This is a genomic window from Algoriphagus sp. NBT04N3 (assembly GCF_019443765.1).
GTDB lineage: Bacteria > Bacteroidota > Bacteroidia > Cytophagales > Cyclobacteriaceae > Algoriphagus > Algoriphagus ornithinivorans.
Map to the genome: position 1 here is coordinate 2,687,707 of NZ_CP048415.1, position 15,242 is coordinate 2,702,948.

The 15,242-nt window shown below is 38.7% G+C and carries 11 protein-coding genes; 8 read left to right on the top strand and 3 right to left on the bottom strand.

Going from position 1 to position 15,242, the window contains the following annotated elements; translation table 11 throughout:
* Positions 1–3: 3 nt before the first annotated feature.
* Both GYM62_RS11610 and GYM62_RS11615 read left to right on the top strand, forming a co-directional pair.
* Positions 4–792: a UDP-2,3-diacylglucosamine diphosphatase gene (locus GYM62_RS11610; RefSeq protein WP_219956512.1), complete on the top strand. Its 789-nt coding sequence runs from the start codon at positions 4–6 to the stop codon at positions 790–792.
* 53 nt (positions 793–845) lie between these two features.
* Positions 846–1,670 (top strand): hypothetical protein, encoded by an 825-nt coding sequence (locus tag GYM62_RS11615; protein WP_219956513.1) that lies wholly within the window; start codon positions 846–848, stop codon positions 1,668–1,670.
* Between the two features lie 54 nt (positions 1,671–1,724).
* On the opposite strand, the gene GYM62_RS11620 is transcribed toward GYM62_RS11615, so the two are convergent.
* Entirely contained in the window at positions 1,725–2,153 is a 429-nt protein-coding gene (locus GYM62_RS11620; RefSeq protein WP_091649466.1) for a peptidylprolyl isomerase, read from the bottom strand.
* 194 nt (positions 2,154–2,347) lie between these two features.
* Here GYM62_RS11620 and GYM62_RS11625 point away from each other — a divergent pair, with 194 nt between their 5' ends.
* The 3 genes from GYM62_RS11625 to GYM62_RS11635 all read left to right on the top strand — a co-directional run bounded on the left by GYM62_RS11625 (position 2,348) and on the right by GYM62_RS11635 (position 7,605).
* Entirely contained in the window at positions 2,348–3,730 is a 1,383-nt protein-coding gene (locus GYM62_RS11625; RefSeq protein ID WP_091649723.1) for a sigma-54 dependent transcriptional regulator, read from the top strand.
* Positions 3,720–5,063, top strand: a complete 1,344-nt coding sequence (locus GYM62_RS11630; RefSeq protein WP_219956514.1) for a PAS domain-containing sensor histidine kinase — start codon at positions 3,720–3,722, stop codon at positions 5,061–5,063. Before GYM62_RS11625 ends, GYM62_RS11630 begins: the two co-directional genes overlap by 11 nt.
* Positions 5,064–5,187: 124 nt before the next feature.
* Entirely contained in the window at positions 5,188–7,605 is a 2,418-nt protein-coding gene (locus GYM62_RS11635) for a hypothetical protein (RefSeq protein ID WP_219956515.1), read from the top strand.
* Here the strand turns inward: GYM62_RS11635 and GYM62_RS11640 are convergent.
* Positions 7,602–8,327, bottom strand: a complete 726-nt coding sequence (locus GYM62_RS11640) for a hypothetical protein (RefSeq protein WP_219956516.1) — start codon at positions 8,325–8,327, stop codon at positions 7,602–7,604. The two genes, GYM62_RS11635 and GYM62_RS11640, sit on opposite strands and share 4 nt — an antisense overlap.
* A 120-nt stretch (positions 8,328–8,447) precedes the next feature.
* Between GYM62_RS11640 and GYM62_RS11645 the strand changes: the two genes are divergently transcribed.
* From GYM62_RS11645 to GYM62_RS11655, 3 genes are all read left to right on the top strand, one after another.
* Positions 8,448–9,965: a glycosyltransferase family 39 protein gene (locus GYM62_RS11645; protein ID WP_255590360.1), complete on the top strand. Its 1,518-nt coding sequence runs from the start codon at positions 8,448–8,450 to the stop codon at positions 9,963–9,965.
* Between the two features lie 239 nt (positions 9,966–10,204).
* Positions 10,205–10,648, top strand: a complete 444-nt coding sequence (locus GYM62_RS11650) for a hypothetical protein (protein ID WP_219956518.1) — start codon at positions 10,205–10,207, stop codon at positions 10,646–10,648.
* 143 nt (positions 10,649–10,791) lie between these two features.
* Complete coding sequence (locus GYM62_RS11655; RefSeq protein ID WP_219956519.1) at positions 10,792–12,288, top strand: M43 family zinc metalloprotease; 1,497 nt, start codon at positions 10,792–10,794, stop codon at positions 12,286–12,288.
* Between the two features lie 346 nt (positions 12,289–12,634).
* Here the strand turns inward: GYM62_RS11655 and GYM62_RS11660 are convergent, their stop codons facing one another.
* Positions 12,635–15,109, bottom strand: a complete 2,475-nt coding sequence (locus tag GYM62_RS11660) for a DPP IV N-terminal domain-containing protein (protein WP_219956520.1) — start codon at positions 15,107–15,109, stop codon at positions 12,635–12,637.
* Between the last annotated feature and the right edge of the window lie 133 nt (positions 15,110–15,242).

The window sequence follows — 15,242 nt, forward strand, 5'->3', positions numbered from 1 at the left end:
CGAATGTTTTCCCATCTGCAGAATTTTTCCCTCAAAGAGAAAAAAATCTATTTCGCCTCTGATTTTCATTTGGGAGCACCGTCTTCTGAAGCAAGCAAAAGCCGTGAAAAAAAGATTATTCAATGGCTTGATTCCATTCAATCAGATGCTGCTGCTATTTTTCTGGTAGGTGATATTTTTGATTTTTGGTTCGAGTACAAAGAAGTCGTTCCCAAAGGCTTTATCCCCTTCATTTCAAAAATCCAACAACTGAGAGAAGCTGGAATACCTATCCTGTTTTTCACAGGGAATCATGACTTATGGATGAAGGACTATTTTACGAAGGAACTTGGAATCCCCGTTTATCATCACCCCATTGAGCTCATGGTCAATGATAAGACCCTATTGGTAGGTCATGGTGATGGTTTGGGACCGGGAGATCATTCATATAAATTCTTGAAAAAGATATTTGTCAATCCTGTTGCACAATGGCTCTTTAGATGGATTCATCCAGATTTAGGAATCAAGCTAGCAAAAGCCTGGTCAGGAAAAAGCAGGATAACCAATTCTGAAAAAGGGGAAGATCGGTTTTTGGGAGAAGAAGAATGGCTTTGGCAATACTGCAAAGACTTGGAATCCAAGAGACATCATGATCTATACATCTTTGGACATAGGCATCTTCCTTTAGAACTTGAAGTTGGCGATCATGCGACATATTTCAACTTAGGAGAATGGGTCAGCCAGTTCACCTATCTTGAGTTTGACGGTAGAAAGGCTGAGCTAAAAAAATTCAAAGCACCTGCAGAATATTAGTTTTTGAGTAAAGCATGCTAAATTCCTGAAATTGCATTGAAATAGGGTAAGCCATGAAATATTGCTGGATAGTTTTTTTTCTATTACCTCTGAGACTGTTTGCTCAGGAGGCAGTATTATCCAGCCCGATAGCCGATTGGGAAGTCAATCAATTGAGTTTGGTTTCCTTTGATACCAAGGATCAGATTTTTGCAAGCAATATTCAGGGAGATATTTTCCTTTTTGATTCGAAAGGAACACAAAAAAATTACTTTTCTCCTCCTCGTCAGGGACAACTGCATCAACTCGAAGCTGCTTGGACTGTGAATATTTTCACCTTTTCTTCAGACTTGCAGCAGTATAGAATCCTAGATAGGTTTTTAAATCCCCTGGCCGAAAATGGTTTTTTGCAAGTCAACGTCACCTTAGCCAAAGCAGCAACTTTAGGGAATAACAATGTGATATGGATTTGGGATGAATCTGATTTTAGCTTAAAGAGATTAGACTACCTGAGAAATACCATACTAGATTCCCAGCCTTTGAACCTAATTCTCAATTCGGAAAGCTTATCTGTCACCGAAATCAGAGAATTTAAGAATCGCCTTTTCATGAATATTTCCAGTTCGGGCGTATACGTTTTTGATAATCAAGGGAATTTTATCAAGAAATTTGATTTAAAAAATCAGGAAAGACTCTGCTACTTTCAGGAACAGTTGCTTTGGTTGGAAGATGGCATTATTTGGACTTTAAACCTACAGACTTTAGAGAAAAGACCGGCAATTCAAATACCAAATGCTGAATTTGAAGGTATACAGATTGGACAAGAATTTATGACTTTGACTCATAAAAACAGGATTCAGGTCTTCCGAGTACCACAAGAACTTAAGCAAAAGCAATAAAAAATCCCCAAAGAATAGCTCTAAGGGGATTTTTTTGGATTTGGTGGGATATAATTATCCGATTTTCACCAATTCAATATCAAAGATTAAATCTTTTCCAGCTAATTGATGGTTCGCGTCCAATGTGATTTTCTCCTCATCTACGTGAGTTACAATCACTGGCATTGGTTGACCGTTAGGCCCCTGTAGGCTTAACTGCATTCCAATTTCCGGTTTGATATCAGCAGGCACCTGAGTTTTTGGCACATCAATCATCATATCATCTCTACGCTCGCCATAAGCTTCAGCGGCAGGAATAGTTACAGTTTTTTTATCACCCACAGCCATCCCGTGAACAGCCGCATCGAATCCTTGAATCATTTGTCCTCCACCTACAGTAAAGCCAAGTGGCTCTCTCTGAACTGAAGAATCAAACACACTCCCGTCTTCTAGTTTTCCGGTGTAGTGCACTTGCACATTGTCACCTTTTTTTGCTTGCATGATAATTTATTGTTTTTGTTAAAAGACAAAGGTACAAATTATAGTTGGGGAAGGAAAGCCGAACAGTTCCGAAGCATAGTGTCCGAAATCATTATAAATATGTACACTTGCGAACACTTTTTAATGAAAAATGCTGAAATTAGGCTTAGAAGCGTATTGGCATCATTTTCCCCTATTACATGGCAAAACAGACAATCATGGAGAATCAAGATCTTGGCAAAATATTAATTATTGACGATAACGAGGACTTATTATTTGCTGCCAAAATGCTTTTAAAAAAGCATGCGAAGGAAGTGACTATTGAAAAGGATCCGAGAAGAATTCCATTTTTGATCAATAATAACAACTACGATGTAATTCTTTTGGACATGAATTTCCGGGAGGACACCACTTCTGGAAAAGAGGGATTTTTCTGGCTAAGTCAAATCAAAGAAATAGACCCCAAAGCTGTCGTAATTTTAATCACGGCATTTGGAGATGTGGAAATGGCTGTTCAGGCACTCAAAGAAGGTGCTACAGATTTTATCTTGAAGCCATGGCAAAATGAAAAACTCTTGGCCACACTTTCTGCAGCGGTTAGATTAAAAGAATCTTACAATGAAGTAGACAAGCTTCAGAAAAAGCAAAAGCAGCTTCAGTCCGATCTCAAAAAACCTTACACAGATATCATCGGGAGCAGTGCTTCGATGAAAAACATCTTTTCCATCATAGATAAGGTAGCACAAACTGATGCCAATGTCTTGATCTTAGGCGAAAACGGTACTGGTAAAGAATTGATTGCCAGAGCCATTCACGAAAGATCTCTGAGAAAGGACGAAATCTTCGTTGGAGTAGACATGGGAGCCATCACAGAAACCTTGTTTGAATCCGAGCTTTTCGGTCACAAAAGGGGCGCATTTACGGATGCAAAAGATGATAGAGCAGGTAGATTCGAGATTGCGGATAAAGGAACCCTATTCCTGGATGAAATCGGGAATTTATCCATGCCTCTTCAATCTAAATTATTGACTGTTTTGCAAAAAAGAGAGGTGACTAGAATTGGAACCAACAAGGCCATTCCGGTTGATATCCGTCTCATTTGTGCTACCAATATGCATGTGCATGAAATGGTCATGGAGAATACATTCAGACAGGATTTGCTATATCGGATCAATACAGTTGAAATTTTCCTTCCGCCTTTGAGAGAAAGACAGGATGATATACCACAATTAGCCAATCACTTCCTAAAGCAATACAGTCAAAAGTATAGAAAGGAGTTTAGCAGCTTTACTTCCTCTGCTATGGAGTTACTTCAGCGCTATCCTTGGCCTGGTAATATTCGGGAACTTCAGCATGCCATAGAAAGGGCTATCATTATGGCAGAAGGAAATCAATTAGACTCAAGAGATTTCTTCTTCCTTTCTGCCAAACCTGCCTCAGAAAAAGCTCCAGTTTCCAACACCCTGAATCTGGATGATATGGAAAGAAGTACGATTCAGCGTGCAATTGATAAAAACGGAGGTAATATTTCCAAAGCAGCAAAAGAGCTGGGCTTGACCCGTGCATCTTTGTACAGACGATTAGAAAAATATGGATTATAAAGTAGGCTTACTGGGGCGAATCGCCCTTTTAGCCGGATCACTCTTTTTTTTAGCCTATACCATTATTGATGAATGGGGAGTCTTCATGATTTCCCTTTTCATCATTATGGTGATTATTCAAATCATTTTTTTACTTCGATATTCTGAGAGTTCATTCAAAAAAGTAAGGACCTTTTTGGACAACATTAAGCAGGATAAGTATTCGCAGGTTTATCCGGTAAAATTTGACGGAACTGAAACTGATGACCTTCATATTGAATTCAATGCGATTTTGGCCAAACTCAAGGAAGATCAGGCAGAAAAAGAGGCAAATTACCAATACTTCCGCTCAGTCTTTAAGCACTTGAGCATAGGCCTGATCACTTTTGGTGAAAATGGAGAAATCCAAATCATGAATACCTCCGCCAAGAGAATTTTGAATGTGGATGAGCTCAAAAATGTTAATCAAATAGAAAACCTCAATAAAGAGCTTTTTCTGGCGATTAAAAGTTTGCGTACTGGAGGAAGTGAATTGATCAAAATCGCTCATCCCGATGGGATCATGCAGCTGTCTGTTTACGTCATTGAACTTTTGATGCGGGGAGAAAAATTCAAGTTGGTTTCCCTTCAAAACATTCAATCTGAATTGGAGGAAAAGGAAATGGAAGCATGGCAGAACTTGGTCAAGATTCTAACTCATGAAATCATGAATTCCATTGCTCCTATTTCTTCCTTAGCCGGCACACTCAAGGGCGAATTGGAAAATCAATTAGAAAAAAATGAGGGATTGAATCCTTCGGATCTGGAAGATTATTTGATGGGAATCACTACCATCGAGAAGCGCTCAGAGGGATTAATCAGCTTTGTTTCGGACTTTAGAAGCTTGGCTCATATCCCAGCTCCAAAATTTTCCAGTATCAGAATTTCTAACCTTTTTGAGCAATTGGAAACCCTGCTTCACCATCAAATACAGGCAGGCGAAATCCATCTTATCAAAGAAATTGATCCTGAAGAATTAATTCTATTTGGAGATCAAACCCAAATCGAGCAGGTGATGATCAATCTGACTCAAAATGCTATACAGGCAGTTGAGGATTCTGATGAGAAAATTATCCGTCTCAGGGCATTTATAGATGAGGCAGGAAAAATAATTATTGAGGTTTGTGACACCGGAAAAGGAATAGAGGAAGAAGCACTAGGTAAAATTTTCATTCCGTTTTTCACTACCAAAAAGAAAGGCTCGGGCATTGGTCTCTCCCTCTCCAAGCAGATTATGAGAAGACATAAGGGCAATATTCAAGTGCGCTCTACGATCGGAGAAGGAACAGTCTTCAAACTGATATTCAATGGGTAAGAATCTGATTTGTTTTGAAATATCATCTAGTTTAAAAAAGTTGATTCAAAATCATCTTTCATCCATTGATGTAACTTGGAGAATTGCCTTAATAAAATGATTTTTAACCTAACCCTAACCTCCCATGCTTGCCAAAATCAAAAGCACTTTTCTCATTATTAAAGACTGGATTCTTAAACAACTCAAAAAAATAAGCCCTGGCGATCATGCCTTCAAAGGAGCTGGGATTGGATTGATCTTTGGTTCAATGATTTTTTTCCTGATAGAAACAGTCGGGATGGTTTTAAATTTCAGGGATCCTTGGATCTTATTACTGGGTTTAGTGATCATTTTAGCTGCAACTTTAGCTGCATTCCTTTCGAACTGGTTGCTTAATAAATGGAATGAACTTCCCCGCCTTTTCAAAATTGGACTTTTCATTGCTGCCCCTCTTTTACTGGTCACAAGATTAGGGGATGAAAGGGTACTCCTTTTCTTGATACTGGTATTCGCTCTTTTGGGTGCAGGATTGGCGAGTTTGAAAAAGGGTTACTTTCCCAAACTTAGTACTCCCAAGAAAGTGGTTGTTTTTTTGGGCACTATTGTGGGTTTAGCGGGAGCAATTGCATTTATTTATTTCCTGAGTATCCGTGGTTTGGAGATGAAACCTATTATCAATGCTGGAAAGCTAGCTGAAGATAATATTCCGGTAATCGAAGCACCTTCACCAGCTGAAAAAGGTAAATATGGAATTAACTATTTTACCTATGGTTCGGGAAAGGATATCAGGAGAGAAGAATTTGCAGAAGGGGTGAGCTATCAAACTGAGTCCGTGGATGGGACGGCCTTTCTGGACAATTGGGAGGGAATTTCGGGCAAGTACAGAACTCATTATTGGGGCTTTGATTTTAAGGAATTACCGCTCAATGGAAGAGTTTGGATGCCTGAAGGAGATGGACCATTTCCTTTGGTTTTGGTAGTGCATGGTAATCATCCCATGCAAGATTTTTCTGATCCGGGCTATGATTATTTAGGTGAATTATTGGCTTCCCGAGGTTTTATTCTGGTATCTGTTGACGAAAATTTCCTAAATGGATCCTGGTCCGACTTTCCTAAAGGATTGGATAAAGAAAATGATGCAAGAGGATGGATCTTACTTGAGCATCTAAGACAATGGAAGGATTGGTCCACAAATCCTCAGCATGAGTTATATCAAAAAGTAGATTTAGATAAGTTGGCATTGATCGGGCATTCCCGAGGTGGAGAGGCAGTGGGCCATGCTGCTATGTTAAATCAGCTAGACTACTATCCTGATGATGCCAGCATCAAATTTGACTATCATTTCAATATCCAGTCTATCGTTGCAATAGCTCCGGTAGATGGGCAATACAAGCCTGGTAGCAGTTTGACCAAGTTTGAAAATGTGAGCTACTTGGGAATTCACGGTGCACAGGATGCAGATGTAGAATCATTCGATGGGGCCAAACAATATGAGCGCATTGCATTTACTGATTCGGCTTATCGATTTAAAGCAGGCATCTATATCTCTGGGGCCAACCATGGGCAGTTCAACAGCAGCTGGGGAGACAATGATATTCTAGCTACTTTTTCAGGTATCTTGAATAAGAAGCAATTAATGGATGTTGAAGATCAGGAGCGGGTAGCTGAGGTGTTTATTTCTGCTTTTTTAGAAACTACCCTGAATCAAAAAATGGAATATTTACCACTTTTTGCAGATGCTAGAAAGGGAAGAAATTGGTTACCTGAAAGTATTTATTTGAGCCAATTTGAAGATTCACGAAGTCGATTTTGGGCTGGCTATGATGAGGATTTTGAAGTGAAGACCCTTACAAAAGGAAGGCAAGCTGTTGGTAAAAACCTAAGCGTGTGGAGAGAAGGAGAAGTTATTCCTAAATATGGTTTGAAGGGCACGAGAGCGGTATTTTTAGGCTGGAACTATGAAGAATTTGGTGGAGATACTTTGGACTGGGAAGGCTTGGAAAAGCCTAAACTTCCTGACTCTGTACTTTCGGTTTATTCTATGATTTTGGATCAAAACAGCTTCCGGCCGGATTCCAGCTCGGTTTTGATTTTCTCATTGGCAGAATCAGATGAGAGTTCCAATCCCAAAAGCTCCGGAAAATGGGTGAAAAATGAGTCTAACAATGAAAATCAAAATACTGAAGAAAATAGTGAAGAAACTGATCTAGAAGATGAGGAAGAAGAAGAAGAAGAAAAGGATGATGAGAAACCGCTTCAACCATTGGATTTCAGTATTGAATTGATTGATAGCGAAGGAGAAAAAATCAGGTTTCTTTTGAGTGATTATTCTCCTTTACAGCGATTGATCAAGTCTAGAGTATTGAAAATTCAGTTTTTGGATAAGGAGGATGAGACAGAAAGTATATTTCAGTTTTATCAGTTTGACTTGAATAAATATGCTTTAAAAAATCCCTTTTTTGACCCTTCAAAACTTCAGGAAATCCACTTTATTTTCGATCAATCGGAAGCAGGAGTAGTGGTATTGGATCAGGTAGGTTTGATGCCGAGATTGGATAATTAACTTTCAAAAAATCTCTTTATAAAGGACTCTACCCAAAGAGAATCTTTCAATCCAAAAATTATAAATAACCTCAGAACAGAAAAAAATGCAACTACCACATAGGGCATTAAAATAACTTTTTGCTTTCGGTAATGCCTGAAAATCAAAAAGCAAATAATTAAAAGGAGGAGTCCGATGTTTAGAACATTCAAAATAACCGGTGGTAAAGGTAGATTTTCAGGGCTTTTGTAGATCATCATCAAGACAAGAAACATGAGTCGGACTGTTGCAGGCGGTAGTACCCAAAATACCGTAGAAATCATCCAGGCTGCATGTAAATCAGTTTTTCTGACCGAATAAATACCAGCTAAAACGGCAAATGCAAAGCCGATCATGGTCATCAATTCGGATAAGGAAGTACTGTATTTGATTGCTACTCTTGGTCCTTCATTGATATTCATATTTCCAGAAATGACCTGAATGGCTGAAATAAATACCGCTCCAGCTACAAAAACACCGAATATACCAAGCTTTCGATGGAGAGAGATTTTCTTTCTTGAAATCAGGTAAGGCTGAATTATCAAAACCCCATACCAAGTCATAGCGCTTAAACCGTGTAAATGCCAATGTAATGGCGCTTCAGAGAAGCCCAGCCAATACCTGCTAAACCCTAAAACGGTTATAAAAAATGGAATAAGAAGCCAAAGATGGGTATGAGAATAACGGTTGATTGATTGATCCACGATTAAAGAGTTTTTTAAATTACCTATTCCAAAAATCACTCACCATTTATTAAGTTAGTAAAAAATATTTCAAATATCTGAATGAGAAGGGATTACCTAATATTATCATTTTTTATTTGTTTGAAATTCATCCTCCAATGGCTGGTAGTTCATCCGGATTTTGAACTCCACCGAGATGAGTTTTTACACTTGGATCAAGCGGATCATTTAGCTTGGGGATACCTTTCTGTTCCGCCTTTCACTTCTTGGAATTCTGTAGTAATTCGATGGTTGGGAAATACTGAATTTTGGGTTCGCTTTTTCCCCGCACTTTATGGGGCATTGACTATTTGGGTGATTTGGAACTTGGTCGGGAAATTAGGAGGAGATCTTTTCGCCAAGAGTCTTAGTGCTGTGGCCTTATTATGTTCAGCTCTGATCCGACTCAATATACTCTACCAGCCTAACTCGGTAGATATCCTTTGCTGGACTTTGGTATTTTACTTTTTGGTGAGGTTAATTCGGGATCAGGATCCTAAAAACTGGTATGGAATTGCACTCAGTTTTGCTTTTGGCTTTCTGAATAAATATTCCATCGCCTTTTTAGGTTTGGGGCTTCTCTTAGGAATCCTAGCCACTCCCCAAAGAAAATTGCTCGGCAGCAGGCAGGTCTTATTTGCCATATTAATTTTCATACTTCTTATTTCTCCAAATCTCCTTTGGCAATGGAAGAATGGCTGGCCTGTACTCACCCATATGGACTATCTCAGTCGGTATCAATTGGCCAATAATTCCAGAATCGGCTTTTTGATGGAGCAATTGCTATTTTTTTATCCATCACTTTTTATCTGGATCATCGGATTTGGAGCATTGGCATTTTCAAAAAAATTCAGGGATTACAGACTTATCCCATGGACTTTTGTCTTGACCCTAGCCCTATTTACCTTCTTCAAAGCCAAAGCCTATTATGCCATCGGGCTTTATCCTGTAATCGTTGCTTTTGGAGCATTTCAGCTATCTGAATTTATCCGAAATTCATCCTTATTCAAACAAACAATCAGGCAAAATTTACTTCGTTCAGCCCTACTTATTTTACCAATTGGCTTATTTTTTCCAGCTGTTCCCCTGATCCATCCTTTTTACTCTCCTGAAAGAGTTCTTAACTCTCCTCCTGCTTATTCCAAGCTTGGTCTCAACCGATGGGAAGATGGAAAAGAGTATCCTTTACCTCAGGATTTTGCCGATATGCTGGGATGGAAGGAGATGGCCACCTTGGTAGATGAAGCTTTTGCTCAAATGCCTGAAAAAGGTCGGACAATGGTGATTTGCACCAATTACGGACAGGCTGGAGCGATTAATTTTTACACCCAAACACCAGGGTTAAAAGCCTTCACCATGAATGCGGATTATTTGTATTGGTTTGATTTGGAAGAGCCGGTGGATCATTTGATTTTGGTGAGAAGTGATTTTGAAAAACTAACTGAGGAAGAGATCAATTTTTTTGAAGAACATAGATTGATTGGTACAGTTAATCATCCCTTAGCACGAGAGAAAGGAACGACTGTACACTATCTTCGAGGAGCTAAAATCCCTGTCAACCCAATTTTGGAAGAAGAGATAAAGGAGGAGAAAAAAATGTGGGAAAGAGAAGGGAATTGAACCTTGATAATCCTGAATCTCTTCTACCCTAACCAAATCTTTTTTCATTAGTAGGCTGGAAGAAAGAAGACTGAAGCTTACAATGGGCATTCCCAATAATATTTTGAACACTATCTTATTCGAAGTACTCCTTTATGAGCAAATACTTTTTTAGGAAATAGCCAACCATGAAAAGATGTTAAAAAATTAGTAATCAACTGCTTATTAAATTATTTTTCATAGGTCTAAAAAAGTAAACTATGAAACCAATATTAGCCTTCATTGCAAGCTTTCTATTTTTATTGAATTTTGGAAAGGCACAAGATAACCATGCCCAATACGGACAGGCCCAAAATGGACAGGCCCGAAACGGACAAGCCCAAGATTTTGAATCTTTCAAGATTCGAGACAATATTGATTTAGGAGTTCCAATTGAGCCATTTTCAACATATGGCTATGGATTGAATAAAAAAACTTCCAATAGCTATCTTGATTTCCAAGTTGAGGAATTTGATTTAGTAAAAAAGCCTAAATTTTATTCTAAAGACCCCACTCAAAGAATTATTGGGTATAATGAAAACCCAATGCCCCAAATGAATTTTTCATTGCTTGCGGTTCCATTACCCGACACCAATAGCAAGATGCCGCTTCAGAAATTAGATTATTCAGAAAATCCGACACTACTAATAAAGCCTCTTTATTGAAATCGAAGACAAGGTCGAGATTTTGATATTACAGACCCCATATATCTAAATTCATGAATTTGCTCTATAAAGAATCAGAAAAATTATAAGATTAAATTAAATTTTTTCTTAGTTTACTTTTTTAACAAAAACTATTCGTTGTTATGATTCAACAATTAGATTTTTTCTTCTATTTCCGAAAAATTCAAAAAATCATTTTCGGGGTTTTTATTTCTTTAGGGCTGTTATTTCTGAATTCATGTGGAGAAAAAGAGGATCCTCTTCCTGAAGGTTTTGACTTTGTTACCGACTTTGAATTAATACCATATGACTCGGTTTTCGTGATTTGGCAGGGAACTCACGAGTTGAACCTTACACCAAAGTTTTTTGGAGCATTTGGAGATGAAATAACTTTGGAATTCAATCCTTCAATTCAATATTTCATTGATGGAAAAAAAAGTTCAAACCCTCCAAGAATACCACTTCATCAAGAAAAAGAATTTGAACTTTATGGGAAAATCGGTCGAATAAAAAGTAAAACCTTAAAAATCAGAGTAATTGATGTTGACCCAAAGACTTATGTTTCAAAGTTTAAGGCTTCAATGGCTGATTCCACAAAGGCTCCATATGCAATTTCCGGTAGATCTTTTGTGGATTTCAATGCGAGCATTTATGATTATAGGGGAAAGGAATTTCCTGAAAATGAAAAGCCTGATTATAAATTCTTTTTTGATGGTAAGGTCTTGGAGAGTCTCCATAGAGTTCCAGTTCTAAGATCAGGTGAAATTCCGTTTTGGGTAGAAATTGAGGATAAAAAAAGTGAAGTTGAAATACTTTTCTCCCGAGAACTGCCTGATCTTTCTAGGAAATATTCTTTACCAATCATTTTCCATATTATCCATTCAGGACAAGAAAAAGGAACTACAGAAAATCCCTCACAAGAAAAAATTATCGAGCTTTTGCATGAAACAAATGAATGGCTACAAGGCAGAAAAAGTTCTGGGTCGAGGAAAGGACATAATCAAGTGGACCCCAATTTAGAGTTCTTTCCAGCCTTAATTGGACCAGATGGTTTTCCTTTGCTTGAACCAGGAATCAATCGGGTTTTTTCGGAAAGAAATTCCTTCCGAAGTGGAGATGTAACAACTCATAAATACTTATTTGATAACATGTGGGACCCAAATAATTATGCCAATGTATTTATAATGAACATTGACGGCGCTGGAGGGTTTGCATTTTATCCACCTTTATCAGATGAAAAGCTATCTAGGTTTTATGGATTTACAATCGATAAGCGTTTAGATACTTTTACAATGCTTCATGAGATAGGACACTTTTTGGGTTTGCCTCATACCTTTTCTGTTGGAAAACACTGTTTGAATAGAGATGGGTTTATGGATACAGATTCTTATAACGAAGATACAAAGAAAATCAAGGGCCAATTCAAGACTAACTGTAATGGAGAATATTTTTACCCAACTAACGTGATGGACTACTTCCCCAGTGTCAGTAATAGTTTCACCTTAGATCAAGTCAATAAAATGAGATCCACAATAGATTTAGGGTATTTTTTACCAACAAATGTCAATCCAAATGGCAGAAGTCAATCAAAACCTTGGGTTCGTGGAGTATTTGATCCGGGGGTTAAACCGATTGAATAAACTGTCTAATAATAGCTTAATCTTTGAGTTCAACTCCTTCAGAGTTGTGGCGCACTAAAGCCCCCCAGTTTCACTGGGGGCTATTGAAGAGTTAAACCACTTCGTGGTTATTTGATCATTTGACCAATTCCATCCTAATGAAAAAATCCTGAAAGGATTGAATCTCTCAATAACCACGTTTGCAATCCGTCGAAAAGTAAAACGCCCTTCCATAACTTCATAAAACTAAATGGGGCAAACTTTTGTATTTTCTTGAAAATATCAACATAAAAAAAAGTGGTGCTTGCTGCAATCAACAAACACCACTAATTTCTAAGCCATTTTTAGCTTTCTTATTTCAGCTTTCTCACTTATCCTTAGGTTTATCCCTTTGCATTTCTATCATGTCCACCGGTGGCGGAGTATTATCACCCAATAGATGGCGAACGAAGTAGTCTCCCATTTTCCAGAAGAAATACTCGGTCATGTCTCCATAGCCATGTCTCTGACCAGGTAGAATCACAAATTCAAAACGCTTTCCGGCTTTGATCAAAGCATTAGCCATGCGGATAGTGCCCGCAGGATGCACATTATTATCCACATCACCGGTTGAGAGCATCAGATGCCCCTTCAAGTTTTTAGCCAAGTCAGGGTTCTTTTCAATCTGATAAACAAAGGTTGTATCACCTTTAGGTGAAATTTGTTCTTTCACTCCATGATGCTTCTCTGACCACCAACGGTTATAGATATTATTCTCATGATTTCCAGCCGAAGAAACAGCCACTTTGAATACATCTGGGTAAACCAGCATGGCGGCTGTAGACATAAAGCCTCCTCCTGAATGCCCATGGATACCTACTTTGCTTCTATCAATAAAGTCATGACGGTCTGCCAATTGCTCTAAGGCCGCTTTTTTATCAGCCAAACCATAATCTCTCAGGTTTCCATAGCCATAATTATGGTACCACTTAGAGCGTGCTGGATGTCCCCCTCTATTACCCAAGGTAACCACCACAAAACCAAACTGGGCCAACCTATCAGTTCTATCCATACTTCTGCCGAAAGACTTATTCACTGCTTCCGTTTGAGGTCCAGGATACACATATTCGATAATCGGATACTTTCGGGTTGAGTCAAAATCGAAAGGCTTAAACATGACACCATACAAATCAGTAATTCCATCATCTGCCTTGAATTTGAAAGGCTCAGGAAACTGATAGCCCGCTGCGAATAATTGACTCAAATCTGCTGTTTCAAGATCCATCACCTTGTTCCCATTTCTATCTTTCAACACAGAAACCGGCGTAGTATTCACACGGGAATAAGTATTTACAAAGAAGCTTGCATTGTCATTGATGTCGATATCATGATTGAAATCACCGGCATTTAAAAGGCTCACTGCACCACCATCCAAGCTCACGGAATAAAGATGCTCGTAGTAAGGATCCTCCCCTTTCTCGCGTCCATTGGCTACAAAGTAGAGTTTTCTGTTTTTGGCATCAACTCGTGCTGCACCAGCGGTATGGTAAGGACCGGAAGTCAATTGTCTCTTCAAAGTTCCGTCTTTTCCATACAGGTAAAAGTGTCCCCAACCATCACGTTCAGACCACCAAATCAATTCATTTCCTACCAATTCCAGCTTTTCAAAATCAATATAAGTATTGCTTCTTTCCTCAATCACTACTTCTTTTTGATTGGAAGCTAAGTTCCATCTTACCACATCCACTTTTTTCAAATCCCGGGAAGTGATAGCAAAGTAAAACTCGTTGAGATTACCCAACCATGTCGCTGGTCTGAAATCATCATCTCTAGTATTTGCCGGAGGAGTAGTAGACCATAGTGAAACAGTCTGATCCTTGAAGGTGGAAATTGGAAGTTTCTTCATTTCCATCTGATCAAAGGAGAAGTGTAAAAGTTCAGTTTGAGGCTGTTCCTTTTCACCCGGCATAGCATACTTATAGGTCTCCAAAGTTGGACGAGGATTTCGGGTGTTATGAATCACCCAAAGGTCTTTCACATCTCTTTGGTCTGTTCGAGTCATTACAAACTGCTTGCTGTCAGAGCTCCAAAGTACACCTGCCCTTTTGCGGTCATCTTTGGATTTTTCCTCTTCTACATTGTCATCACCACGACCACCCCAGCCGTATTCATAATCCTTTTCTCCATCTTCTGTGAGTTGATTTTCAACTATTGTTGAATCTTTTTCATCTTTCACCGCTTTGAGGAAATTTTCCTTATCCATCCAGTAGAGGTTGTAATTTTTCATATACACCACTTTGGAGGAATCAGGAGAGATATTGGCCCATGAAAGCCTTTTCGGATCTTTTTCCGTTTCAATTTCCGTCAACTGCTGAGTTGAAATGTTGTATAGAAAAGTGTGTACTTTTTTCTCCAAGGAGTCCTTGGAATTTTTGTTCTTTTCCTTGATTTCAGCCCAGTCTGATTTGAGGACATCCGCTGTACTTTTCACTTTGAATCGGATGGTATTTTCATCATCCATCAGTTTCAAATCATCCAATTTCAGATGCTGCCCATCGAAAGGATCCTTAACCGCACGGGTGATCTCAGCTGCAAGCTTATCCCTGTCAAACATTTCGGACTTGCTTCTTCTAACCGGATCCACCACATACCAGCGTTTCCCTTCGCTGGTTTCGTATTCGTACCAAAAACGATCTGATTTTTTCATCCAATGTGGGTTAACACTGGTGGAAAAGATCATCTTCTTTAGCTTCTCAGGTGAAAAACGAGATGCCAGTTCATAATTACCAGAGTAAACAGGCTCTTGGGCATGACTTGTAGCAAAAGCCAAAAAGAACCCAAAAGCGAGTAAAATTCTACGCATAATCTCTATAGTTTATTTTCTGACGAAACTAAAAAACAGGACTTTAAGCTACTTTACCGCTTGCGTAAAAAGGGGAAAGAAAAGCCTTTTGATCTCTCTGAGCTTCAGTCATACAGATAATTCATATTCACTT